The organism is Psychromonas hadalis ATCC BAA-638 (assembly GCF_000420245.1).
GTDB classification, from domain to species: domain Bacteria; phylum Pseudomonadota; class Gammaproteobacteria; order Enterobacterales; family Psychromonadaceae; genus Psychromonas; species Psychromonas hadalis.
Map to the genome: position 1 here is coordinate 1 of NZ_ATUO01000046.1, position 25,568 is coordinate 25,568.

The 25,568-nt window shown below is 38.2% G+C and carries 18 protein-coding genes, 3 pseudogenes and 1 riboswitch; of the genes and pseudogenes, 14 read left to right on the plus strand and 7 right to left on the minus strand.

The window, feature by feature from the left end; translation table 11 throughout:
• Positions 1–1,737 precede the first annotated feature (1,737 nt).
• Positions 1,738–2,094 carry a winged helix-turn-helix transcriptional regulator gene (locus G322_RS0107655; RefSeq protein WP_022941213.1) on the minus strand — a complete coding sequence of 119 codons (357 nt, stop codon included), beginning with the start codon at positions 2,092–2,094 and terminating at the stop codon, positions 1,738–1,740.
• 110 nt (positions 2,095–2,204) lie between these two features.
• Between G322_RS0107655 and G322_RS0107660 the strand changes: the two genes are divergently transcribed.
• Complete coding sequence (locus tag G322_RS0107660) at positions 2,205–3,539, plus strand: aldehyde dehydrogenase family protein (RefSeq protein WP_022941214.1); 1,335 nt, start codon at positions 2,205–2,207, stop codon at positions 3,537–3,539.
• Positions 3,540–3,572: 33 nt separating this feature from the next.
• Entirely contained in the window at positions 3,573–4,352 is a 780-nt protein-coding gene (locus G322_RS0107665; RefSeq protein WP_022941215.1) for a prolyl hydroxylase family protein, read from the plus strand.
• Between the two features lie 233 nt (positions 4,353–4,585).
• On the opposite strand, the gene G322_RS0107670 is transcribed toward G322_RS0107665, so the two are convergent.
• The 5 genes from G322_RS0107670 to G322_RS0107695 form a co-directional block, all read right to left on the minus strand.
• A complete protein-coding gene (locus tag G322_RS0107670) occupies positions 4,586–6,685 on the minus strand; it encodes a UvrD-helicase domain-containing protein (protein WP_022941216.1) in 2,100 nt (699 codons plus the stop codon).
• Complete coding sequence (locus G322_RS0107675) at positions 6,682–8,796, minus strand: AAA family ATPase (RefSeq protein ID WP_022941217.1); 2,115 nt, start codon at positions 8,794–8,796, stop codon at positions 6,682–6,684. The genes G322_RS0107670 and G322_RS0107675 overlap by 4 nt, the downstream gene beginning before the upstream one ends.
• 740 nt (positions 8,797–9,536) lie before the next feature.
• A complete protein-coding gene (locus G322_RS0107685; RefSeq protein WP_022941218.1) occupies positions 9,537–11,285 on the minus strand; it encodes an SWIM zinc finger family protein in 1,749 nt (582 codons plus the stop codon).
• Between the two features lie 83 nt (positions 11,286–11,368).
• On the minus strand, positions 11,369–11,971 hold the full coding sequence (locus tag G322_RS0107690) for a DUF938 domain-containing protein (protein ID WP_028866499.1): 603 nt from the start codon (positions 11,969–11,971) through the stop codon (positions 11,369–11,371).
• 13 nt (positions 11,972–11,984) lie between these two features.
• Positions 11,985–13,106 (minus strand): GNAT family N-acetyltransferase, encoded by a 1,122-nt coding sequence (locus G322_RS0107695; RefSeq protein ID WP_022941220.1) that lies wholly within the window; start codon positions 13,104–13,106, stop codon positions 11,985–11,987.
• Positions 13,107–13,327: 221 nt separating this feature from the next.
• Here G322_RS0107695 and G322_RS22635 point away from each other — a divergent pair.
• From G322_RS22635 to G322_RS0107750, 12 genes and pseudogenes are all read left to right on the plus strand, one after another.
• Positions 13,328–13,504 (plus strand): annotated as a pseudogene (locus tag G322_RS22635) (aminotransferase class V-fold PLP-dependent enzyme); the annotation flags it as partial.
• Positions 13,505–14,115: 611 nt separating this feature from the next.
• Positions 14,116–14,904 carry an ABC transporter ATP-binding protein gene (locus tag G322_RS0107700; protein WP_022941221.1) on the plus strand — a complete coding sequence of 263 codons (789 nt, stop codon included), beginning with the start codon at positions 14,116–14,118 and terminating at the stop codon, positions 14,902–14,904.
• Entirely contained in the window at positions 14,901–15,611 is a 711-nt protein-coding gene (locus G322_RS0107705) for an ABC transporter permease (protein ID WP_022941222.1), read from the plus strand. Before G322_RS0107700 ends, G322_RS0107705 begins: the two co-directional genes overlap by 4 nt.
• 30 nt (positions 15,612–15,641) lie before the next feature.
• On the plus strand, positions 15,642–17,288 hold the full coding sequence (locus tag G322_RS0107710) for a GldG family protein (RefSeq protein WP_022941223.1): 1,647 nt from the start codon (positions 15,642–15,644) through the stop codon (positions 17,286–17,288).
• A gap of 310 nt (positions 17,289–17,598) precedes the next feature.
• Positions 17,599–17,736 (plus strand): annotated as a pseudogene (locus G322_RS21705) (YgjP-like metallopeptidase domain-containing protein); the annotation flags it as partial.
• Between the two features lie 288 nt (positions 17,737–18,024).
• A complete protein-coding gene (locus tag G322_RS0107720; RefSeq protein ID WP_022941225.1) occupies positions 18,025–19,395 on the plus strand; it encodes an L-serine ammonia-lyase in 1,371 nt (456 codons plus the stop codon).
• Positions 19,396–19,522: 127 nt separating this feature from the next.
• Positions 19,523–19,633: riboswitch (TPP riboswitch) on the plus strand.
• A 74-nt stretch (positions 19,634–19,707) separates the two neighbouring features.
• Positions 19,708–20,580, plus strand: coding sequence for a bifunctional hydroxymethylpyrimidine kinase/phosphomethylpyrimidine kinase (gene thiD, locus G322_RS0107725; protein WP_022941226.1), 873 nt, complete (start codon positions 19,708–19,710; stop codon positions 20,578–20,580).
• Complete coding sequence (locus G322_RS0107730; RefSeq protein ID WP_022941227.1) at positions 20,570–21,352, plus strand: ABC transporter ATP-binding protein; 783 nt, start codon at positions 20,570–20,572, stop codon at positions 21,350–21,352. The genes thiD and G322_RS0107730 overlap by 11 nt, the downstream gene beginning before the upstream one ends.
• A gap of 19 nt (positions 21,353–21,371) precedes the next feature.
• Positions 21,372–22,142 carry an ABC transporter permease gene (locus G322_RS0107735; RefSeq protein ID WP_425413890.1) on the plus strand — a complete coding sequence of 257 codons (771 nt, stop codon included), beginning with the start codon at positions 21,372–21,374 and terminating at the stop codon, positions 22,140–22,142.
• A gap of 46 nt (positions 22,143–22,188) precedes the next feature.
• Positions 22,189–23,145: an ABC transporter substrate-binding protein gene (locus G322_RS0107740; protein WP_022941229.1), complete on the plus strand. Its 957-nt coding sequence runs from the start codon at positions 22,189–22,191 to the stop codon at positions 23,143–23,145.
• 86 nt (positions 23,146–23,231) lie between these two features.
• The gene (gene tenA, locus G322_RS0107745; protein WP_022941230.1) at positions 23,232–23,903 is read left to right on the plus strand and encodes a thiaminase II; all 672 of its coding nucleotides are present in this window, start codon (positions 23,232–23,234) and stop codon (positions 23,901–23,903) included.
• Positions 23,904–24,180: 277 nt separating this feature from the next.
• Positions 24,181–24,438 (plus strand): hypothetical protein, encoded by a 258-nt coding sequence (locus tag G322_RS0107750; protein WP_022941231.1) that lies wholly within the window; start codon positions 24,181–24,183, stop codon positions 24,436–24,438.
• Positions 24,439–25,282: 844 nt separating this feature from the next.
• On the opposite strand, the pseudogene G322_RS20195 reads toward G322_RS0107750, so the two are convergent.
• Positions 25,283–25,568 (minus strand): annotated as a pseudogene (locus G322_RS20195) (IS1634 family transposase); the annotation flags it as partial.

A 25,568-nucleotide genomic window follows, 5' to 3' on the forward strand; every position in this document is an offset into this window, starting at 1 on the left:
CAAAAGTAAGCTAATTATTCATCGGAAGTGGGACTTTAGTCCTGCCTTTTGATGCTTGAATTAACAACTGACCAGAAAGCAAACTCATTCTGTTTGTTTTAAACCCGTTTTCCCTGCTAGATCCCTCACATACATTAGCCGTTTTATTCATCACCTAAGCACTTACGAGTATAGGTAGAATAAACATCCTTTTTCTTAATACCTAAAATGGCTTACCTCCTATTTTCCACATTTACCTCTTTTTTCATTGCTCTGAGGGAGTGAAATACTGACATTTATCGCCTATTATTCAATTCTTTTACAAAATTACAGGTAAAAATGCAAGTCCCTCCCGCGGTTGTCTAAACCCGCCGCCTCTATTTATGATGAACTTGCCTTTATTCAAACAAACTCATCTGAGGAGGAGCTCGACTTTCCGCCTGTAAGCTCTTTACTATTTTTTCATTCTTTTTATGAAGGTGACTGAGTATCTTTTCTCTCACAGCTGGATCTTCAATGCTTGCAACGATCTTAACCACACCAGCGCCTTGATGACAGGTTTCTATCTCTATCCCAAAGACCCTTTTGAGCCTTTGCGCCCAGGTCATTGAGTTGCGTTTTTTTTGTCGATTTTCTCTTCGAGATTATCGTCCAGCATCGTCTGCGTCACTGATTTACTTTGTTTACCCTTATTGGGTGTCACTTCTGCTCTTTGCTTACTGTTTGATGCAAAAACACCATGAAACCTTGTTAGATTCTCCCTTGTTTTTGGTGAAATGCATAGGACATATATGCAAGATTAAAGACCTGATACGAATGGCACTGCATTAAGGAAATTTTTAGATAAAAAACTGATTAAATAATAATTAAGGGGCATGAGCTAAGTTGTAAGTCTCCAGATATGGGTAAAAAAGAGATATGGATTTATTTATTGGCTAACAATATAATTCGAATTTTGATGGCACAAACAGCGAAAGAGTTTAACCTTAAGATAAGATCAATTAGTTTCAAAAATGCATTGCAAATATGGAATTCAGTTTCAGAAAAGTTCAAAAATTCAATGCAAAACATCAAGAAGTTTTTTTATAATTGCAGGCCATAAGGTAGGAAATAGGGCCGGACGCGTAGAGCCTAGAGCAAGAAAAAAAGAGCCTCAGCTTATAGTTTATTGATGCTACCAAGACATGAGGCTCGCGCTAATATTCTGAAAAATGGCCACCCTCCCAAGCAGAGAAAAAACACAGGATCTAAGGGTGGACAGTGCCATTCAGACAAGGCGTAGTATGATGACCTTACCAGAGATTAATAAAAAGACATTAATCCTCTCTCGGTAGAATGAAATAAAAGACTTTCATTCTTTAATGACTAGCCCTTATCGAATACTGCAACGCCGAATTACTATGGTTGCACAAGAGGCGAGCTGGCGACCCACAAGGCAAGCATCTTCGTTGTCTTTCGAGAGATTAACAAAAAGACATTAATCCTCTATCGACATTGATTAAATGCCAGCGTTTAACAATTCGTTAGAAAACATCGATTGAACCCGCTAGACCTTCAACTTTCTGCCTAGAACCTACTCACCTCACTGAATTTTGCACCTTGAATGATAACGGGCATATAATATTAAGAACCCATGGGATCGCGTCTTGTCTTTTACCATTAACAAACTGAAATTGAGGAATTTCACAGGTAAACAGAGTAATATTGCTAAGTCACTTTATGCACTCAAGTTTGAAAATGCTTGTCAAAGTGATTTATCTAAATGTCATGCGCTTCCGCCCACTCTTTTAAGCGCGTTAAAATATCTAACGCAGTACAACCAAACTCGGTTATCTCATAGGAAACTGCAATAGGCCTATCGCTAATCACGTGACGAGTCACCAAACCTTGGCTCTCCAATTCCTTCAAACGTTGATCGACCATTTTTTTACTCGCACCACCAAGCATGCGTGCCAAATCATTAAATCGTACCGGACCATCTTGTAGATGCCAAAGTATCGAGGCTTTCCATTTCCCTCCCAAAGCACGCATACCACGCTCAACCGAGCAAGGTTCAATACAAGGATTTATCACTTTTTTTTGACCGTTAGCCATTGTTTCTATTGTTGTTTTCATTTTAAACCTAGTGGTTACTAAAAGTATACTGGTTGCTTTTATATCCCAGTGTATCAAAATAAGGCAAATACAACGCATTTAAATTTACAGTCAACGAGGAAGCCCCCCCTATGTCAACGTTAACGTCTTATGACCCTAGTACCCGTGAAGCAATCGGAACCGTTGTTATAACAACGGCAGAACAAATGCCGGCATTAGTCACATCCTCACGCAAGGCACAGAAAAGTTGGGCGGCATTATCATTAACGCAGCGTCAGCAGATAGTGACTCAGGCATACCAACATTTAGAATCAGTACAAGATCAACTGGCTAAATTGATTAGCCAAGAAATGGGAAAAGACCATCAACGTGCAACTTATGAAGCGGGTGGCACCATACAGAGTGCCGCTTACTTTGCCCAAGAAATTACAGCCGCATTGAGCAATGAAATGCTCGATAGAGGAACTGAATTACAATACCGAGCGCTCGGTGTGGTCGCGGTGATATCTCCTTGGAACTACCCATTAGCCATGGCCAATAATTTATTGATGCCCGCATTAATGGCCGGTAATAGTGTCGTTTTAAAACCTTCAGAAGAAACGCCACTTGTCGCTGAGCTGTTTGTTAATACGTTAAATAAAATTTTGCCTGAGAATGTATTACAGCTTGCTCAAGGTGATAAACAGACGGGACAAGCATTGGTGAGCAGTGATATCAATATGGTTGCGTTTACCGGTTCAATGGCCACTGGTAAACATATTATGGCCAATGCGGCACCGGGTTTAAAACGTTTAGTGATGGAGCTCGGCGGCAATGATCCTCTGATTGTGATGGCCAGCGCTGATATTGATGCAGCGGTACAATTTGCCGTTGCCAGCTCTTTTGAAAATACCGGACAAATGTGTACCTCAACAGAGCGTATTTATGTTGATGCACGTATTGCCGATGAATTTGAGCGTAAAGTTGTTGCCTTAGCGGGTCGCTATAAAGTGGGCCCATGGCATCAAGCGCAGGTTAATATTGGTCCTATCGTGAACCACAAACAGCATCAAAATATCGTGGCACAATTACAAGATGCCACGCGCAAAGGCGCTCAACTATTACTCGGACGTGATGATTATACTTCACCCTTTATCCAACCCACTGTGATCACCGGTATCACGCCAGATATGCTCTTAGAGCAAGTTGAAACATTTGGCCCTGTTGTGGTTATCAGTCATTTTGAATCCATTGATGAGGCAATTACGCGCGCCAATGATAGTCCCTACGGCTTAGGTGCGGTTGTTTTTGGTGGCCAAGATGCACATGCGGTTGCTGAGCAACTGGAAGCGGGCATGGTCGGAGTTAATCAAGGTGTAGGTGGGGGTAATGCGCCGTGGGTGGGTGCCAAGCAAAGTGGCTTTGGTTTTCATGGCACAGCGGCTGGACATCGCCAGTTTGCACAAGTGCGCGTGATCAGTCAATAACACCATTGTATGTATAAGATAAGGTCAAATATCATGAATAAATCATCTTTTAATAACGATTACTTTGTTGTCGCCTATGAAGCGGGCGCAGAGCACCCAGCATTACCCACTTGGGCAAATAATAAGGCGAATATCGCGAAGTTATCCGACTCATCTCCTCAAAAAGTCACTAAAAAAATGCTTGCGCAAGTACCTGGCGCATTTCAACTGCTCAATGTATTTTCAAAAGATGAGTGCGAACGTCTGATCGCTGTAAGTGAGTCAATGGGATACTTAGCCGATGCAGCCGTTTCACTGCCTCGGGATATACGTCATAATGACAGTCTCACTTGGGTTGTGGATGCACAGACAAATGGCATTATGTGGGATCGCATTAAGCACTTAATGGTTGACGACCAAGGTATCTTCAATGGCAAATTAGCCTTGGGGTTAAACGCGCGTTGTCGTTTTTATCGTTACAAAAAAGGGGATTATTTCAAGCCACATTCAGATGGTGCTTGGCCTGGCAGTCGTGTCATTAATGATCAGTTAGTGGCCGATGCTTATGCTGATCGTTTTAGTCAAATGACCTTTTTAATCTTTCTGAGCGAAGACTTTGCAGGCGGTGCAACACGATTCTTAGTAAATGCGGGCGATTCAAGCCAACCCGCCCATCGTGGCGATAATGTTAAAGAGATAGATATCCGCACGGCATCAGGCTCAGTACTTTGTTTTCCCCATGGTATGCACCCTTTACACTGTATTCATAGTTCAGAGCCGATTCACCAAGGGGTGAAATATATTATCCGCACCGATGTCTTATTTGAATTGTAGCAGCAGCATTTATTGCTTAACTCAGATTGATAAAGCGGGTCAGTTTAGTAAACGAGACGGTGATCCCCCTTAAATTTATCATCAAAGGGGCAGTGGACTCATCCATTTGGCCCCCTATTTAAGGGGGTTATGTGCCCTTTTTACTCTAGTAAACTAAGTCGCGAATGCCCCATTACGCCATAAAAGTCTATAAATCTGAGGCAAGATTTACTGACCACTACAAGCGACTCATTTCAAGATGAAGTGTAATTATGAGTTTCTCCAAAAACATGTTCAACTCCCGCTGTAAATGTTGATATATCATCAAGGTACAAAACCCTTAAGTTTTTAATTGCTCTTGAACATGACACATAAAGTAAATTTTTTGTATTTTCAAATTTACATTTAGCATCATCTCCTAACCCTGATGGATCAATTACATCTGAAAAGTAATTCAAAAACTTTCTCTTGTCACGCCCAAAACTGTTCTCCATGATAATGATGACGTTATTAAACTCAATACCTTTAGTACCATGATAAGTATGGTAAATAACTTCTGAATCTTGCCTATCATTAATAAAGTTATACCATCTCTCATACTCTTCAATATCAAGTGCAAACAAAGCTTCTAATTTTTCTTTTTCAGAATTATATTCGGTTTTATCTTCATAATCTAAGTTCGGATTTAGTTGATCTAATACATAACCGAAAAAAGCATCGTATGACAACTTCTCTTTATCTAAACCGATCACCTCATGAATAACTTTCTTTACATTATTATCACCAAGCGCATATAAGTTAAAAATAGAGTAAAGGAAGGTGTTTAAATTATCGCCTGTTATTAGTTTTAATTGTTGAAGTAATACTTTTAATTCTGCAAAAGATAATGATGAATAGACCTCTTTGCTAAGTAAGGTAGTTAAAGGTGTTTTAGGGTTCTCAAGCAATATTTTTAATTTAATTATTTGATACAAAACACTAGGAACTACCCCCAATTTCCCCAAGTCATTACTTAATAATTCAGTGTTTATGTATTGGAAATTCTTCTTATAATATTGGCTTCCAGAAAATATTGAATACAACTCAGCAAAGCCACTTAACTCAGCTATCAGCTTATTCGTAAGTACCAAGCAATGTAGTTTTTTATCATTATTGATATTCCACTCATCTACATATTTTGAAACAAAAGCGTCTATTTCTTCTTTTTTATTTACAGCTTGAGAATGATAAAACTTAACACTCCCTCCTGTACAATCCTCGTAAATTGATTCTTGCTCTATTTCATCAGCTCTAATCTTATTAATAACCGAAATAACCTCACTAGTTGAACGGCGGTTAAATCTTTTTTTAATATTCCTTAATCCTGAGTGCAAGGACGTAATATTAGATCCGACTCCATCATCATAAATATTTTGAGCCTTATCACCAAAATATCCGATGAATAAATTATGATTAATTTTAAGTGAATGTGCTGATAGTAATTGCATGATTTCAATTACACGAGGACTCGTATCTTGATACTCATCAATTAAAATAAAAGGGTGGCAGTCACCAATGATTTGTTTTAATAAATCATACTTTTTAACCATTTCAAAAGCATACTCTATAAGAGTGTCATGGCTAAATAGCATTTTATGCAAGATATCAGAATTGAATTTTGAGTCGTATCTTACTGCGGTATAATCATCATCTTTTTCTTCTATTTTTTGTAAACAATATTTATAATTTTCAATTTTATAAATTGTGCTTACTACTTTTTTAAAGTTTGCGACACTTTTTAAAATGTTTTCATAACACTCTAGCTCACCATTAAATGCGCCTCTAAAACCCGATGCATTACGACTATAAGCCTTATAAAAAACATCTTTTTTATCTATTATGTAATCTTTAAAAGACGCTTGTAACTCAGCCGATAAATTACGGTATGTCCGATATGTTTTTTCGATCTCAACATCTTCATTTTCATTAAGATTTCTAATCAGCTCTTGTAAGTCCGCTTTAATTTTATTTGTATGGACAATTAGCAGTTCTTTTTGATGTTGCCTTATAAAGCTCCACAGCTTTTCATGGATAGTTGAAACATCCGCTACATCTGAATAACCTAGACGTTCTTTAATTTCATCAACAGCAACATTTGTGTAAGTTATACAAACTACTTTTTGGTTATGCTTTTGTAATTTAGAACCATAATTATTGATAATATATTTTAAGCTCTCTATTAATGCATATGTTTTTCCAGCACCGGCTCCTGCATTAAATATAATATTTTCATTCTTATCTATCGAGTCATAAATTTCTTTCTGAATAGAGTTTTCTTCATTAATAAAATCTTCCGCTATTACAGTTAAACTCATTGCGACTCTCCCACACTTAGAGATTCGGCAACCTTAAACCCTAGCCAAAATAACCCCGCTTGAATGTACTGAGGTAAAACAGGAAGTTCCTCTCCTTCGTCACGAACAATAAACTCATATAGCAGATTATTTGCAAAATCACTTTTACTACCTGATAATTTTTTCTGCAATTTGAATGAGTTTACTTTTAATTGAGATCGATCCTGATTGAGTGCGACTTTACCTACGATGTCTTTGTATATCTCAGGTTTAGTTTTACTAAGCACTTTATTTAATATGTCGTTATCATAGTTTTGTAAAATAAACGCTTCTTCAAAAGAAGTCGCATAATAACCTTCAACTTGATCTTTTTGAAAAACACCACGTAGATTGCCTTCAGTAAAATAACCCACAATGTCTTTAATGCTTTCATTCTTTGAATTGAATTTATGGATAGTTGTATTTGTGGTTTTTTTATCCTTTACGCAGGTTACTTGAGAAAGAGCTTTTTTTTCATCAGGACTTCTTTGGATATCTAAATCCGTAATAATTAATGTTGGTATTTTCAATAGCTTAATCAAAGGCAAGTAAACCAATCCATGAGCACCATTAATATTACATATAGAAATGTAATATTTATTTAAAGCGTCATTCTGATCTATATAATAATTGAGCAAAGTATCTTCGGTAATGCCTTCTACAAATATCACCGCGTCTGCAAAAAACAACTCTGATACTTTAAATTTTATATGCTTTTTTAGAAACTTAAGTTCATTACTTTTGCGTTTATGATAATCACTTTCAGATTCTTCACCCTCGTCATCAAAAACCTCATCTCCAGATACAGCAATATCATCCAAACGAACAATTGAGGATTTTCCTTTTTCCAATGCAATATAATTAATATTATCGAAAGAATTACTGCTATGAATTTTACTATTTAATATGTGGGATGAATGAGTCGTTATGATCAATTGGCTATTAATTTTTTTATTAACTGAAGCTTCCAAAAGGTGCTTAACAGCATCATCAATAAATTTAATAAAGGATTCTTGCATCTGTGGATGCATAAATGTTTCTGGCTCTTCGATACAGATTAAGTTAATTTTACTCTGCACTCCGTCTAAAGGGTACTTTTCTACATATTCAATTATTTCACCAATAATATTCATCAAATTAGTATAGCCAAGCCCAAACTGATTCTCTGGAATAGATAATCCGAATTCACTGTATTCATGCTTTATCAAATTGTTCATTAACTTATCAAACGTTAAATCAGAACTTAATTCCACTTCCAGATGATCGCTTGATTCCACTTTTTTAAGTACATCATTTACTAAGCCATTGTGAGTAGCTGATATCCCGGCAGTAATCTTTTCATTAATATTATCAATGTCTGCAACTAACGTTTCTAAATCGGATGATGCACTCTCAGATTCATAACGATTTTTTATTATCCGATTAAACACTGATGATAAATTTGTTGCATGTAAATTTTTATTTGCAGATATCAATTTCATTTCTATTAAATTACTTATTTTAAATTTGCTATTTTTAGCTTTCTTCCCATCTAAGCCGTAATATTTTATTTTGAAGTCTGTTTTATCTATTAATTCTAAGAATTTTTTGAATGCTAATTTAATAGGATATTTTTTTTCTACAAGTTTAGATACTTTAGTTTTAAATAACTCAACTTCTTTTATGTGATATTTTACTGAAATTTCTAGCTCTGTTAATTCATCACTCGTTGCTGATCCAAGACTAATAAAGTCATCGACATTAGTTACAAGATCATCCTTAGAAATACACACAACTAATTTGAATGACAATATTGGAAGTTCTTCTAACTCTAAAATTGAATATTTGTCTAACAATCGATTTAGATATAAGAAATTGAAATCATTTCCTAGAACTTTATTACCGTCATCTATTAACTTTTCAAGAGCTTTGGTAATAGTTGTTTTTCCTGAATTGTTTTTTCCAACAATCAAAGTTGTTGCTGATGCAATATTATTATCATTTGATTGTTCAGCGTTTTCTATCCTACGAGTTCCAGAAGCTACGAAATAAACCGTATTATTTTCATTTTGAAATTTCCTAAAATTAGTAATTGATAAACTTTTTAGATGCATTCGTAACTCCGAGGAATGATAGGTATAAATACGACAATTTATATAAAAAATCATTTTAAACTAAAAACTTTACTTTTTATTGAGTTAAGTAAGTATTTGATAGCTTAAGAGTGAAAATATTATTCATTAGGCAGGGGTAGATAGCTATGAAAAGGAAAGGGGTCAATATTTTCTCTGCTATTTGTTTTTGCATCAACCGCTGTTTACCCTAAAACTAATTGATGCTGACAACGACAGTATGAAGTGTTTTTTTACGATCTGTCGTTGAAAATGAACGTCGTGTAGTTTTACCCTTATGGCAATAACATCACAGCCAGTTTTTTTAATGAGCGAAGATATCCAAGATTGGAATGCAGATGCAATTTTATTGGTTTTGAGCCGACCAATAACACCCTCCATCGTATCGTGCTTTGGGATACCTGCACGACACTGTCGAAGCCAGTCAAGCTTTAAGTGACCAAGTCGGCAATTTTCTCCCAGCCCTCGACACCCGATATTCCTAGTTCCCATGCTCCGCGTGGGAATTCATACTTGTTTGTTAAGCTCTTATTCACTCCGAATCCTATGCATTACCACACAGAGCGTGGGAACGAGTGTGTATTTGTTAAGCTCTTATTCACTCCAACCCTATGCATTACCACGTAGATCGTGGGAACGAGTGCAATACTTGTTAAGCTCTTATTCACTCCAACCCTATGCATTACCACGCAGAGCGTGGGAACGAGTGCGCGTAAATAGATTCACTTAAAGCAATACGCAAAGTGTGTTTTTAACAGTTTCATCATATTGCGTTTTTGTTTGTATTGTTGAATGATTTTGTCGATCATTGCATACAAAATAACAGCATCGGCCCCGTTCGCTGTTAAAATTTTCTCTAATTTAATTAACAGATCGGTAGCTTGTTGATAAGCCTTATTATTGGTTTGCTCAATAATAGTACCGAGTACCCGATAATATAGATCAACCGCATCTTGCTGGGCAAAGGCAATAATCAGGTTGGCCAGTTTAAGTAAACTGACAGCGTTCGCTTTATGCGCTAATGCCCATAAGCGCGCTTTTTCTAATTCATTTTTATCAAGATAAAAATCTAATAATGCATCCGCATTGTTCGCGATACCTCGCGTGGTTTCAACATAACAATTTGCTAAAATCTGCTCGGTTTTTTCCATAAAGTCACTATCAATCACACCCGTTTGTTGTTGTAATTTTTGTAGATTTTTATAAGCCATAAAGCTCGGGTTATTCGTAAAAAGTTGCCAAGCAAGTTGCCATGCGCCTTTATATTCTGTTAATGCAACACGCACTTTTATCTCATATTCATTACATTGTTTTTTCTCATCGGGCGTATTGGCGCGTTGGTAGGCTTGCTGTAAATAATGTTCTGATTCTAACGGTTCATTATGTTGTAAACACACATCCCCCATTTTTAAATAATCGGCATGATCAAACGCACTCATCGTCATTAAACGGCACTGCTCTTGCCAGTCTTGCGCTTGCTCGGCCTGCTCGATTAACGGTTGTGTTAAATGCTTAAAAGTCCATTTATTATCCCAGTTACTCAAATCCAATCCGGCTTGAACACGTTTTTCGGCTTCTGTTTTACAAAGGTTCAAGAAACGTTTATTCACACCCGCTTGTAGCTCAAAATCATCAGGCACAGCGGGAAAAATATCATATTTAAACACCTGAAAATGCTCAAAGATCCATTGCGCTTTTTTTTCATCAGACCAGAGTTGTTGGTTAAAAAGCGTGGTTAATTTTTCATTAAGTAAACCTTCGATATCAAAACGAAAGCCCCCTGAATCATCAATCTGCTCTAGCACTTTATTTAATCGCTGCAATGCTTTTAAAATAAGCTGCCATTGTTTCTCTATGGTGCACTTTTCGATTGCGGGAAATATAACCTCAAACATCTCCTGTGCATCTGAAAAATAGCCACGGACCTCATTCCATTCCCATACTTGTTTTTTGGGTAACGCTTTAGTGATCAGTTTGCCCAGTTCAGTCGCATTGAGTGCATGGTCTTCATTTAACATGGCCAACTGCCATTTATCAAACTCATGCTCAGAGTCAGCAATATAAGCCATGATGATATCCGTTAACTGCTCGCTTGATTTTTGTTTAAACCAGCTTTTTAATTGTGCTTGTGCACTTATCTGTAGCGCGGTTTCGTTATCACTTATCTCACCTAGTTGTTCTTTGGCGCTACTTTCCACCCGCAAAGCAAGCGCAATAGCATGCTTACAAATATCTTGATAATCTGCAGCCGGGCAATCACAACTGGCTTGTAGCGTTTCACCTTGTTTCGCCTCTGTTTTATGCTCAGTGTTAATCAAGCTCACCTTATAATCATATTGCCCAGAAACTATCGCGGTGGCTTTATCTTTTGTCAGCGATAATTGGCTTACTTTTCCCGCGTGGTAAAGTGAGACACCTAATTGATAGGATTTGTTAGTGGTGCGTTGTTTTATTTCATCTAAATCAAACATGTAGATCTCCTGTATCACCGCTTGTTCCCAGACTTTTCGTGGGAATCTATATTTGTTACGCTTGTATCGCATCCGTAGCTATTTTAATTTTTTGAAAAGACCAATAGCTGATTATTAGCTGGCATAACATGATCATGAATTAAACTAAGGCCCGCTGAATTTGCCAATAATAAGATAGCTTCAATATCACGAATACCGCTATGGTGATCTCTTCCCTTCAGCCATTGATCAAAGCTTGCATTGCTTACACTGGTGAATTCCCCGTGATATTTAAAAGGGCCGTAGATGCAAACATTTGCTTTAGTCGCTAAGTTTTTTGCAATTCCCTTAAAAAATTTAACCACTAATGGCCAACTGATGATATGCAGTGTATTGGCGGTATAGACAGCATCCACTTGCCGATGAGGGGGTGGCGTTGGCCAGTTTTCATTTAAATCCAGTACCATAGGCCGGTGCACGTTCGTTACTGGACTTTCATCTAACCATTTATTAATACCTGCATGATTTATGGCTAAATCACTGGTTTGCCAGGTTAAGTGTGCTAGATTCTGAGCGAAAAAAACGGCATGTTGTCCACTTCCAGAGCCCACTTCCAAAACATGTTGAGTGTGCGCGAATACGCGGGTTAAAATATCTAAAATGGGTCGTTTGTTATTTTCACATGCTTGAGAAAAAGGTTTATCAATCATATTGTTAATCTCATTTTTTGAAAGGTAATAATTGCTGACATTGCTGTTGATACGTTAGCATATGCTGTTGCTCTTGCTGACAAAAATCTTTAATAGCGATCTTAAAGTCAGGATGTTTTATCCAGTGGTAAGAGTGCGTTAATATTGGCTCAAAGCCCCTTTTGATTTTATGCTCACCTTGGGTGCCGGGGTTAAAAACCTTGATGTTTTTTTCAATGCAAAATTCAATACCTCGATAATAACAAAGTTCGAAATGCAAATTGTTGTAGTATTTAGTAGAGCCCCAATAGCGACCATATAGGTGTGTATCATCGTAAAAAAAGAGTGCGCAGGCAATATCTTGTTGTTCATGGCTGGCAATGAGCAATAAGATATGACCGCTCATTTCAGTGACTATTTGTTCAAAAAATGCATAATTCAAGTGCGCTTGATGGCCTCGTTTTAAATAGGTCAGCTGATAGGTTAAATAAAAGAACGCGAGATCCTTTTCTGTAATGTCATCATTTAGTAAGCTACGAATGTGAATATCTTGTTGAATGATCGACTGCCTTTCTTTACGTGTATTGCTTCTTTTACGTGATGTGAAGTTACTCAGAAAATCATCGAAGGTCTTATAATCACGATTAAACCAATGAAATTGCACGGTATTACGCTGATAAACATCCTCGGGTAAAGGCGTTTTGATTTCATCGCAATACAAAATGTGCCAGCTATTAATGTTCTCTTGCTGGCAGTGCTCAATTAACGGTGCTAATAAAGCGCTCACTGAGAACTGGGTAGAAAGTAATTTATCGCTACACACTGGGGTAAAAGGAATCGTGGCCACTAATTTAGGATAATAATCTATATTGTAACGTTTAAATGCATCCGCCCAATCCCAATCAAAAACATATTCTCCCCAAGAGTGACTTTTCAGATACATGGGCATAATAGCCAACACATCATTATGCGTGGTCGCCACTAAATGATGAGCTTGCCAACCTTGTTGAATACTGACGGATTGGCTTTTTTCAAGCGCAGCAAAAAAATCGTAACGCAGAAAAGGGCAAGCTGAGTTATTTAAATGCTGCCAATGACTCGGACTGATGTTTTCAATTGAATTAACGAAATTAATTTTTGTATGGGTATTCAATAGATACTTCCCTCTCGTTAATGGATTTATATAATAAAGATTACCGCCAACAAACCATTTATGCACTTATTGTTTGCCTGCATGGTGTCTTTTTTTCCGTATCACTGTACAAACATCGCTTCATTCTATACAAAAAAACTAAATCAATATCATGATTATACGGGGTGTTTTTGTTAGTTATACCAATGGAATTAATGAAGTGATCAAGTATTTCGCAGGAATTAGGCCAGTATAATATCTGTGTCTGGAACGGTCATTGTTACGCGCAGGGTTTATGTACTCAATTAGGTTTACTGGACTCGGGAGGTGTGATACGTATTGGTTTCATGCATTACAATACTGAGCAAGAGATAGATAAGCTTTTTACGACGTTAAAAAAATCAAACCATTTTGCTTAATTTAAGGGTCTTACATTGAGCCGTAAAAATGACCACCTACTAGTGATCTTTTACCTTGGCAGCCAAATCATTGCACATGCTAATGCCAGCATATTTTCAAAGTGTGTTTTTAACTTATCGTATTGCGCCAAAATGCTTGAGGTAATAAATCGCTCAACTCATTGGCAGCTTAACGACCATAAACTTCACCTCTCATGAATAAACTCCATGAATAAACTCAATGGCTAAACCATCACCATCTGCGCTCAATAAATTGATGCGTATTACTCCCTGACTTAGCCCTATCACCTGTGGTTTCTTAGACGCAACGCCCCTACTGTGCTACTGAGCCTTGACAGTGTTAACCATCAAGATGGTCTAACAAAAACACAATAAAAACAAACCGTTGCTTATACAAAACTAAAATATATTGTTCATGTTACACTGCGATACAACCTTTCTTTTGTTGATGATTAATACTAACTAGCGCTCAATTTTTCAAACGTTATCATCTAACAAATAAACTGTTTGAGACAAAATAAGACTCAATAGCGAGGGTATTTAATCATATTTATGTTTGAAACTTTTAATGCGCAATGGGTTACTAATCATCATTACAAAAAGGCAATTTAGTGAGTATTCTAACGGTTGAACATATCAGTAAAAGCTTTGGCGCATTTCAAGCCGTTAAAGATGTCAGCTTTGAGATTAACCAAGGCGAGATTGTTGGTTTCTTAGGGAAAAATGGGGCGGGAAAAACCACGCTAATGCGCATTATCACCTCTTTCCTTGCGCCATCTTCTGGAAGAATATTCATTGATGGCGATGATATCACTAAAAATTCATTAACCATTCGCGAGAAAGTGGGTTACCTACCAGAAACGCCCCCTTTATACATGAATATGACGGTGTTCCAATATTTAAAATTTGCAGCTGAAATCAAAGGAATTTCCTCAAAAAAACAAACGATTAAAATAGCTAAAGTATTAGAAGAATGTAATTTAGAAGAGGTTAAACAAAAAACTATTTCAACGTTATCTAAAGGTTACAAGCAAAGAGTGGGCATTGCCCAAGCGATCATTCACGAGCCTAAACTGCTTATTTTGGATGAGCCAATGAGTGGTCTAGATCCACTCCAAATTCAACAAGTATTAGCATTAATAAGCAATCAGCGTGAGCAAAGAACCGTCTTGCTAAGCACCCATACGTTGACTGAAATGGAAAAAATAGCACAACGTATTTTAATGATAAAATCGGGTCAGTTGGTGATAGATGAATCCTTGCACACATTACTGAACGGTCACTCGGATCGTTTATCTGAAAGTGATAATAGCCCGTCCAGCCCCGTCACTTTAGAAGAAATTTTTATTAACCATCACCAGCAGCAAACAGGTCCAAAAAACACGAGTAACGACCGATGAATAAAATATTAGCCTTAACTAAAAAAGAACTACATAGCTATTTTAGTAGCCCTATCGCTTATCTTATGCTTTTTGCTTCGCTATCTTTGTTTAGCATGTTTTTTTTCCTGATTATTGATCAAAACAGAGAAGTGTCATTACGCGATATTTTCCTGGTCATGGAGTTTATGTTTATCTTCATCATTCCTTTATTAACCATGAAGTTATTTGCGGAAGAAAAAGCCAACGGGACAATGGAATTTTTACTAACCTCGCCGTTAACACCCACCATGATTGTGTTAGGAAAATACTTAAGCATGCTTATTTTTTACTCCTTGCTTATTGGATTAACCAGTAGTTATTATTTCATTGTTGAATATTTTGGTGATCCCGACCCTTATACTATCTTATCGGGTTATGTGGGTATCTGGTTAGAAGGCGCATTCTTTATCTCGGTGGGTTTGTTGACCTCTTCATGGACACGTAATCAACTTATTGCTGCCATGACATCCTATATGATTCTGTTTTCCCTGTATTTTTCTATCAGTTTGAGCAAATACTTCAGTGGGTTTTCCGAACAGTTTTTGATACAACTGAGCACTCGTACTCACCTCGAAAACTTCGCTAACGGCATGATCACCGCCAACGATATTATCTATTACTTAGCGGGCACGGTGCTTTGTTTGGTATTAACTCGCTTAAGTATCGACCATAGATTGTGGCAATAAACCATGACTAATACTAATAAGAAGACCTTAATGCTTAAGCAATTACTCCCTGTATTAACGGGGTTAGCGATGTTTATATTTACCCTTGGATTATCGTTATTTTATATTGAGGGACACTTTATTTTATTGTCTTGGAGTCTGGCCAGTGGACTAACTATCAGTGGCGCTATTTCCTTGGCTGTTTTGCTGAGGTTGATCAACAAAGGCAACAAAATAGAGACCCCTTTAGTCAACAAATCGCCTTGCCTTAATAAGGCCAGATGGAAACGCTTCGCTGTCGTTTTTAGCATGGTGATTGCTAGCCTGAGTTTTCTAACGGTGAATGTTTATATTGCCAACAGTATCACTATCCGCTGGGATGTGACTGAAGCAAAACAACATACACTATCCCCAAATAGCATTAAATTTATTAGCGCCTTAAATACACCCGTCGAATTAACCGCCTTATTCGTGGGTATGCCACCAAAATATTTACAAGATCTGTTCAACGAGTATGAAAGGTTATCGGGTGGATTGATTAGCACAAAAATAATCGACCCCATTGACAATATTGCTTATGCAGCTCAATTTGGTAATGTCGTTAGTGGTAAAGAACGCAAGGTTATCGTGCAATCAAGTAATGGCCGTAACGATGTTGACTTCACTGATGTAGTATTGACCGAAGAAAAGCTTAGCAATGCCATTGCGCGTGCGAGCCGTGCCCCTAGACAGGTTTATTTTTTGTCAGGCCACGGTGAATATTCACTGTCCAATGAAGACAATGTGGGTTTGTCGAAATTTAAGCAGTTATTAACGGATAACAACATTCAAAGTAACGCACTGATGTTAGGCATTACTCAGGCGATCCCTGAAGATTGTGACGTACTCATTATCGCAGGTCCGCGCAGTGCATTGACCGCACAGGAAGAGATATTAATCGTTGATTACTTAGCATCAGGTGGAAATGCATTATTCTTGATTGAACATGCCCTCGTAACAACCACTGATAAGCCATTAACAGAAGCACAGTTACAACAAAACCCGTCACTAAATGGTATTCTTAATCAGTGGGGACTTAATGTTCAGTCTGATATTGTGGTCGATTTTACTAACCATGTGGGCAACGATGTCGGCAGCCCTGCTACCAAAAATTATGGCAAGCATAAAGCCATAACAGAAGGTTTAGATTACACCTTTTACGTAAGACCACGCTCAATTGAGGTATTAGAAGACCGTCGTTCAAGCATTAAACTTGCGGTGATAGCATCTACTGCATCAAAAGAGAATAGCTGGGCGGAAACCAACAGACACTTAGATATTCAATTTGATCAAGGTATTGATACCCCTGGCCCTGTTCCTATCTCGTATGTGGTACTTGAACAGCATCAACAAAAAAATAGTGAGCAAAAACCACCAGAAAACAAACTCTCAGACACGCGGATTATTGTTTTTACCGATGCAGATTTTTTAACTAATGTTTATATTAATCAATACAGTAATGCGCAGATGGGACTTAATGTTGTTAACTGGTTAGCAGAATTAGACTATCAGGTTTTTCTAAGTACAAAAACCATAAAGGTAGAGCGCTTAGATTTAACCAGCAAACAAAAACGCCAGGTAATGATGATATTGTTGTTACTGTCATTTTTAATTGTCATTGTAGGTAGTGTGGTTTGGTTAAAATCTAAAAATCATTAATCAAATACTGAAATACTGATGATGATAGCAAGCTCCTAGGTTGATATGATTTAATAGATTGACTCAGCCTAGTTAACACATAATGGACTTTATTGATAAATTAAAAACAACCCATCTTCATACTTCTACACAAGAAATGACAGATTGGATTTTTTAGGCTGTTGCTATTTATATTTTATATCGGCCAGCTTTCTAAGTGTAAACTTAGACCGTAATCGGAAGCCCCAAAAAGTATAGTGGAGCAGTAATTCTGGCCCCTCATCTCGAGTAAATGGGTTATTTTCCTAGGGTGCTAACGCCCCCCTAAGCGCCACAAGCCTTTGTAGAGATGATCGTGGTGCATGAATTAGCACACCTACGTATCAAAGCGCACGATAAAGCTATTTATCCATTATGTGAACATATGTTACCTGATTACCAGCAACTCGAATTTGAAATGCGTTTATAGCTGACACAATTAGATCTCAAAATAAAAATCTACTAAGTCACGGAATTGAGAAACTAATCGGCAGTATTTTTATGTTGGTTATACTGTTAATAGAGACTCACAGTGGCCAATATTTATCTCGCGGTAACTTAACCTGAATAACCGTTAATTATTAATGATAAAGTACACTGCGGTCTAAGTTCGTGGTGAGCCACACTGGTTTACTCGTTTTTGCTATCGTAAGTATCATGACATGTACTGTGATACCCCACTGGCTTTTTTTTTCGCACTTTCGTAACGGATACTATTATGCTGTCTATTTTTGATATATATAAAATTGGTGTGGGACCTTCAAGTTCCCACACCAATGGGCCGATGATTGCGGCTTACAACTTTACTCGCCTCATTAAGTCCAATCTTACGCAAGTGGCGCGTATTCAAATTGACCTGTACGGTTCATTATCACTGACTGGGATTGGTCACCACACTGATCGTGCAAGCATTTTAGGTTTACTGGGTAATCGTCCTGACACCATAAAAATTAGTAGTGCTAATCAAGCATTACATAAAGCGATAACCGAACAGCGCTTATTGCTTGCTGGTACTCAGGATATAACGTTTAACTACAAAACTGACCTGTTATTTAATGCTGAAGAACTGCCATTACACGAAAATGGCATGAAAATAAGTGCCTTTGATAACCGTGCGAACTTACTGAACAGTGAAATTTATTACTCTATTGGGGGTGGTTTTATTGTCACAGAAAAGGAACTAAAAGAAGGCAGTAACGCACCGGAAACAGAGGTGCAATACCCGTTTAAAAGTGCAGATGAAATGTTGCTATTAGCGGATAAAAATGGATTAAGTTTAGGGGCGATGATCCTTAAAAATGAACTGGCTTTCAATGACATCGATGTCATCAATCAAAAAGCGGATCAGATATGGCGGGTGATGACACGTTGCATGCAAAGAGGCTTTGAAACAGAAGGCATACTTGAGGGAGGCTTAAATGTTGTCCGACGCGCGCCAAATCTGTTAAAAAAACTAGAAGCTAATGCGATTTATGAAACAGATCCCATGGAAATTTTAGATTGGATTAATCTATTTGCTTTTTCTGTTAGTGAAGAAAATGCAGCGGGTGGTCAAGTCGTTACCTCTCCAACCAATGGTGCAGCAGGTGTTATTCCTGCGGTATTGACTTATTACCACCAGTTTATAAAAGAATTGGATACCAAGAAAATAAAAGACTTCCTTGCCGTTTCCGGTGCAATTGGCATTTTATATAAAACCAACGCATCTATTTCGGGTGCAGAAGTGGGTTGCCAAGGTGAAGTCGGCGTATCGTCATCAATGGCGGCCGCCGGTTTAACGGCTTTACGGGGTGGCAGTAATGAACAAATTTGTATTGCGGCTGAAATTGCAATGGAGCACTCTTTAGGAATGACCTGCGATCCGATGGGCGGACTTGTGCAAGTACCTTGTATTGAACGCAACGCAATGGGCGCCGTGAAAGCAATTAATGCCTCAAGAATGGCAATGAAAAGAAATAGTAAATGCCTTATTTCATTGGATAAAGTAATCGAGACCATGTACCAAACAGGTAAAGACATGAATAGGAAATACCGTGAAACCTCTCTGGGTGGCTTAGCCTTAATTCATCTTGCTCCACCCTGTGAGTAGTATTTTTTTAAAGAAAAGAAGTCCGCTTCTTTTCCCTGGGTAACGCTAGTTTTTAATAGCTTAAAAAGCAACAAAAGGTAATGATTATAATTGTTATATTGCACTTTTAATAAAACTTGTTAATATCGGAAAATAGTCGGGGAGCCTTAGTGTATTTTAAAAAGGCTGAGATAGTACTTTTAGACCCGTTGAACCTGATTCAGTTAATACTGGCGTAGGGAACTATTTAGCTTGCTGTAACTCATTTAATTCACCCAGTGTTTTAAAGTCTTGCTTGATAACGTTCCTGATCTGTCTGTGTTAGGAGCTTTTATGTCACATTTTACAGACCCAACATCTACGACCGAAAATACCGCGAGTAATCAAATATCATCGACCCCGATTGTATTAACCATTGCAGGTTCTGACAGTGGTGGCGGTGCGGGAATTCAAGCAGACATTAAAGCAATTTCTGCAACGGGCAGTTATGCCTGCTCAGTCATTACTGCGATCACGGCACAAAATACGTTGGGTGTTTCTGCAATTTTCCCTATCCCCCTTGAGCATGTTGCAAAGCAACTTGATGCTGTATTTAGCGATCTAAATGTGGTTGCCGTTAAAGTGGGTATGCTCGCCGACAGCGACATTATCAACGTCGTGACCAATAAAATAAAACAATATCAACCTACTTTTTTAGTGGTGGATCCGGTGATGGTAACGCGTAATGGCGATCTATTATTACAACCCTCTGCGATCGCTACGCTTAAGTCCGCACTACTTCCCATGGCGAATATTATCACCCCCAATTTACCTGAAGCAGCGCTATTGGTTGGCTGTGAAATCCCCCAAAACGAAGCGCAGATGACACAAATGGTCTCAGCACTACGTCAATTGAATGAGCATGCGATACTGCTCAAAGGGGGATACTTAACGCAAGATGAAAATAGTAACGATCTGTTGATTTTACCCAAACAGGTTCATCACTTAAATGCAAAGCGTATTAACACCGGTAATACGCATGGCACAGGTTGTACGTTATCATCAGCGATTGCTTCCTATTTAGCACAGGGCCATGCGTTACTGCCTGCCGTACAACGGGCTAAAAAATATATCACCAAGGCAATCAGCCATGCAGATGAATTACAGATAGGCAATGGTCATGGTCCGGTAAATCATTTTTTTAACGGCCATCGCGATGTCAGGTAAGCAAGCAATAAAAACGATTAAGGAAGGCGCCGTTAGTATCACCATAAAAAATGGCTACCTGCGTTACCTTGATAGTGAAGAAGTCATCTTTAAGCATCTTAATGTTAATATTAAAGCCGGTGTTTGGACCTGTATTTTAGGCCGCAGTGGTTGTGGGAAAAGCTCTTTATTACGCTATCTAGCTAATTTGCTTGAAGAAAAAGTGTTATGGAAGGGGAAGTTAACCACCGCACCTCTTTGTGATAGTAAACATGAGATTGCCTATATGGCACAGCAGGATCTACTGATGCCATGGTTATCGGTATTAGATAACGTTTTGCTGAGTACAAAATTCTCTGCAACAGATAAAATAAAAATACAGCATGAAAAGGCGCAAGATTTATTAATAAAAGTTGGCTTAAGTGATAAAGCTCACTATCTACCCCAACAATTATCCGGTGGTATGCGCCAACGTGTCGCGCTGGCCAGAACGCTGATGCAGGACAAACCTATCGTATTAATGGATGAGCCATTTTCCGCGTTAGATGCTGTAACACGTTACCGCTTGCAAAACCTTGCTTATCAATTATTGCAAGATAAAACCGTAGTGCTGATAACCCATGATCCTCAAGAAGCCATTCGTTTAGCTAGCCAACTTTATATCATGCAAGGCAAACCCGCCTATGCAGAGCTATTGTCGGTACCAGAAACTAAGCCACCACGTGATTTTGATGCACAAGGGGCACAGTTGCAACAGCAAATAATGCATCGCTTAGAGCAAGATTATGAGTGATTTAAAACAAGTTAATATCATGTTGACACAGCTAAAAAAGAAAGCACATCACTCACTCCCTGTGTTACGTTTAATCATCAGTGCGACAGTGATTATTAGCCTATGGCAGGCGATTGTGGTTATCTTTGAGATGCCTTCGTTTATTCTTCCTAGCCCCTTTTCTGTCTTTGATAAACTCATTGAGCGAGCCCCAGTGTTATTGAAACACAGTTGGGTGACAGCACAAGAAATTGTGTTGGGCTTATTATTAGGCTTAACCATGGGTCTGTTATTTGCGTTGCAAATGTTACTTTTTAAACCGGTTAAACGCTGGTTATTACCTATTTTGATTGCTAGTCAGGCGATTCCTGTTTTTGCTATTGCACCGATATTAATGCTCTGGTTAGGGTATGGCATCGCCTCTAAAATTGTCATGGCGGCATTAATCATCTTTTTCCCTATCACTACCTGTTGTTACGACGGTTTACGTAATACTCCCGTGGGCTATCTGGATCTCGCCAAAACCATGGGCGCGACAAAATGGCAAATGTTACGCCATATTCAGTTTCCAGCAGCATTGCCGACGCTAGCTTCGGGTATTCGCGTGGCCGTGGTTATTGCACCGATTGGCGCCGTTGCCGGTGAATGGGTTGGCTCGAGTGAGGGCTTGGGTTATCTGATGTTACAGGCGAATGCACGCATGATGATTGATGAGATGTTTGCAGCCCTATTTATTCTCTCGGCTTTATCCGTCACGCTCTACTTTGTGGCGGACAAACTATTAAAAAAATTCATCTACTGGCAAGTTTAATAAAATTTTATCCAATAACTAAAACAATAATATCAAAGGACGTTTAATGAAAAAGACTACACTGTTAAGTGCACTGGCACTCACCACCACACTACTTTCTGCCACTGCGCAGGCTGAAACCAAGAAATTAACCTTAATGCTAGATTGGTTTGTGAATCCCAATCACGGTCCGATAGTCATCGCACAGCAGCGTGGTTACTTTAAAGATCAAGGTTTAGAAGTTGTTATTCAAGAGCCTGCAGACCCAAGCATGCCACCTAAACTTGTGGCTGCTAACAAAATTGATTTAGCGATCACTTATCAGCCCAATTTAACCATTGATGTCGCAGCAGGTTTGCCACTGATTCGCTCCGCGACATTAATCGCGACACCACTTAATACCCTGATGATCTTAGATAATGACAAGAGCAAGATAAAAACACTGGCGGATCTAAAAGGTAAAAAAATTGGTATCGCTATCGCGGGTAATGAAGAGGCAACCATTGGTACTATGTTAAAAACCGCCGGTGTTAATTACGATGAAGTTGAAATTATCAATGTCGGTTGGGCGCTGTCTGCTTCACTGGCATCAGGTAAAGTGGATGCGATTTGGGGGGGATTACGTAACTTTGAAACCAATCAACTTGCACTAGAAGGTTATAAGTCGAAGGCATTTTTCCCAGAAGAACATGGCGTGCCAATCTACGATGAACTGATTTTTGTCGCTAATGCTAATCACTACGATAAAGACGCTATTCTAAAATTTAATAAAGCGATTGAACAAGCTGCTATTTATATTGTAAATCACCCAAGTGCGGCTTGGAGTGAGTTTGTCGCTTATGCACCCGATACATTAAATAATGAGCTTAACAAACGCGCATGGAACGATACCTTAACGCGTTTTGCGCTTCGTCCATCGGCTATTGACCTAAAACGTTACGATGATTATGCACAGTTTATGTATTCACAAAATATCATTAAGACACTACCTAAAGCCAAGGATTACATCCCGACTCTTCAGTAAACTGCATTAAGTTAATCTCAGGGGCTACCCGTAGCCCCTTAATCACCCTTCATATAAAAATACCTAACCCGATATAGAGTTAAACTATGAATCATCAAGATCTCATTAATGCCTGTCGTAAAGATTGGGACGCCTACACAAAACATGCTTTCGTGCGCCAATTAGCCAAGGGCACATTAGCGCAACCGTGCTTTTTACATTATCTGAAACAAGATTTTTTATTCTTAAAACAATACGCACGTGCCTATGCACTGGCTATTTACAAAGCGCGCACGATAGCGGATATGCGCAAAGCACTCCCTAGCGTGCATGCATTATTAGACACTGAGATTGGGCACCATATTAGCTATTGTGCTAAGTGGGGATTAAGCGAGGCAGATCTTGAGGCTGAAGATGAAGACTTCGGCACGGTAGCGTATACCCGTTATGTATTGGACGCCGGTATGCAAGGCGATATTGTTGATTTGTATGCAGCTTTGGCCCCGTGTTCTCTCGGTTATGCTGAGATTGGCCGAAATTTGTGTCACGATGCCAAGACCAATAGAGCTAATAACCCCTTTGAAAGTTGGATTGCACTGTATGGCGGGAATGAATTCCAGCAGAGTGTACAGCAGACCACTGAGCATATTGATGCCTTGCTGGCAGATATTGACAAAGACAGCCGACGTGGCCAAGAGTTGATTACTGTGTTTAGAACTGCAACACGCATGGAAATCGCTTTTTGGCAACAAGGGTTAGATATAACTTCTGCAGAGTAACTAGAAATCTTCATCGATTACTCACTTACTTTTTTAAAACTTCAGCAAGGTAAGTATCCCCTTTAACCTTGTTACTTGATTTTGAAGCCACTAAGGTACAAATGTTGTGTTTAAACTCAATGACACACTTTGTTGCCTTCAATGAATATGATTAATATAACTGTCACATTGTTTCGGTAACTTCTTCTCGACGTTATTCCAATCAATGTATATTTCTATGCTAGATAAACATAAGTCACGGTGATTATGCATAGCTAATTAAACAAGGATATTTATTATGGCGACATTAACAAATGTTGAGTTGAATGCTAATTTATATAATCCGGTTGTATTTTTTGATTTAGATGGCACCACCTACGCAATTTTTACCGATGGCCCAGAGAGGGTGCTAACGGGCGACATGGACGATATATGTGAAGAGCTTTCATCACAAATGAAAATGAATAAAAACTGCGATAATGAGACAACCACTTTTAAGTTTGATGATTTTCATATTGTATCGAGCGGTGGTAGTGCGATAGGTATGTTAAATTAACGTTATTTATAAATACTGTCACAAAAAATTAATAGCATTCAATGAGAACGCTAAATAGGCACTCTATTTAGCGTTCTCTATTAGTTTGTTGCTTAAAATAACGTATTACAAGATTGTCACTTTTCTAATGGGAATAACCCATGAGCAGATGCTTAAATCGATTATAGTTATTTTCAATTAACAATAATTAATAGCAAACGAAGAGATCAAAATACTGCATTGTAATACCAATTACATTAAGTATGTGATCTAAATTTTGCGCAGGAAAAACAGCTTAATTCAAGGCGTAAATGGTTGTTCCCTTTACGAAAATCACAACGCGGAAGTGAGTTGTTTTAACCAGTAAAATAGATCAGCTATTTACTGTTATTGGTATAATATCAAATAAAATAAAGATAAGGGCTAACCATACTTTAACGGATGCTTATTACCTCAAGATGCTTTGTCAGGCACAAGCTCAGCAATCAGAACAAGGCGCAACACGAGGTAATTGTCATTCACTTTTTGAGTGTTACAACGCTGAGCTGGTTTTCTAGCTTGCACCTGCAGGGCAAGGTAACTTGAAGTATCATGGGTATATATATTAATTTTTCGCACATAGTCTCTAGTTGACCTACGTTTTCAGCTCAATCTGCATCATCCTACTTTGATTACCGTAAAACTTGGCTTATGTAATTCAACACGACTGCTGTTATGTTTTTAGCCATGTAAATATTTATATTGGATATAGGTAGAATAAACATCCATTTTCTTAATATCTAAAAGAGTGTTTTAAGTTAGAACTAATTTCCCCGTCAGTCGTTATTGCCCCTCTTTTTTCTGATACCAGACATTGATCAGAGCCCTAGCTGACTTTTTCTATTTTATACAAATATTCAGCATGCCCACCGATAAGATGAATGATTTTTCTCCTTAACTCATCCAAACCATCGATGTACACTCGGTTATTAACATCGTTATTCGATTGATAAATTAGGTTGATTCCTTCAAAACATTGAAAGACCCAACGCAATGTTGGTGTTTCAGTCGCCTGATTTATTTGATTCGGAATACTGGCCTTTACCTTTTTCATCGTTGCACGCATTCTTCGCTGAGCAATTGAATAAACAAGCAACGATAGTGTCATGATC

Bases quoted from the DNA above. Each gene is read 5' to 3' on its own strand.
- G322_RS0107670 (WP_022941216.1), bottom strand. From the start codon at position 6,685: ATGAGTTTAACTGTAATAGCGGAAGATTTTATTAATGAAGAAAACTCT.
- G322_RS0107750 (WP_022941231.1), top strand. From the start codon at position 24,181: ATGGCGACATTAACAAATGTTGAGTTGAATGCTAATTTATATAATCCG.
- tenA (WP_022941230.1), top strand. From the start codon at position 23,232: ATGAATCATCAAGATCTCATTAATGCCTGTCGTAAAGATTGGGACGCC.
- G322_RS0107655 (WP_022941213.1), bottom strand. From the start codon at position 2,094: ATGAAAACAACAATAGAAACAATGGCTAACGGTCAAAAAAAAGTGATA.
- G322_RS0107705 (WP_022941222.1), top strand. From the start codon at position 14,901: ATGAATAAAATATTAGCCTTAACTAAAAAAGAACTACATAGCTATTTT.
- G322_RS0107730 (WP_022941227.1), top strand. From the start codon at position 20,570: ATGTCAGGTAAGCAAGCAATAAAAACGATTAAGGAAGGCGCCGTTAGT.
- G322_RS0107735 (WP_425413890.1), top strand. From the start codon at position 21,372: ATGTTGACACAGCTAAAAAAGAAAGCACATCACTCACTCCCTGTGTTA.
- G322_RS0107710 (WP_022941223.1), top strand. From the start codon at position 15,642: ATGCTTAAGCAATTACTCCCTGTATTAACGGGGTTAGCGATGTTTATA.
- G322_RS0107675 (WP_022941217.1), bottom strand. From the start codon at position 8,796: ATGCATCTAAAAAGTTTATCAATTACTAATTTTAGGAAATTTCAAAAT.
- thiD (WP_022941226.1), top strand. From the start codon at position 19,708: ATGTCACATTTTACAGACCCAACATCTACGACCGAAAATACCGCGAGT.
- G322_RS0107720 (WP_022941225.1), top strand. From the start codon at position 18,025: ATGCTGTCTATTTTTGATATATATAAAATTGGTGTGGGACCTTCAAGT.
- G322_RS0107660 (WP_022941214.1), top strand. From the start codon at position 2,205: ATGTCAACGTTAACGTCTTATGACCCTAGTACCCGTGAAGCAATCGGA.
- G322_RS0107685 (WP_022941218.1), bottom strand. From the start codon at position 11,285: ATGTTTGATTTAGATGAAATAAAACAACGCACCACTAACAAATCCTAT.
- G322_RS0107740 (WP_022941229.1), top strand. From the start codon at position 22,189: ATGAAAAAGACTACACTGTTAAGTGCACTGGCACTCACCACCACACTA.
- G322_RS0107665 (WP_022941215.1), top strand. From the start codon at position 3,573: ATGAATAAATCATCTTTTAATAACGATTACTTTGTTGTCGCCTATGAA.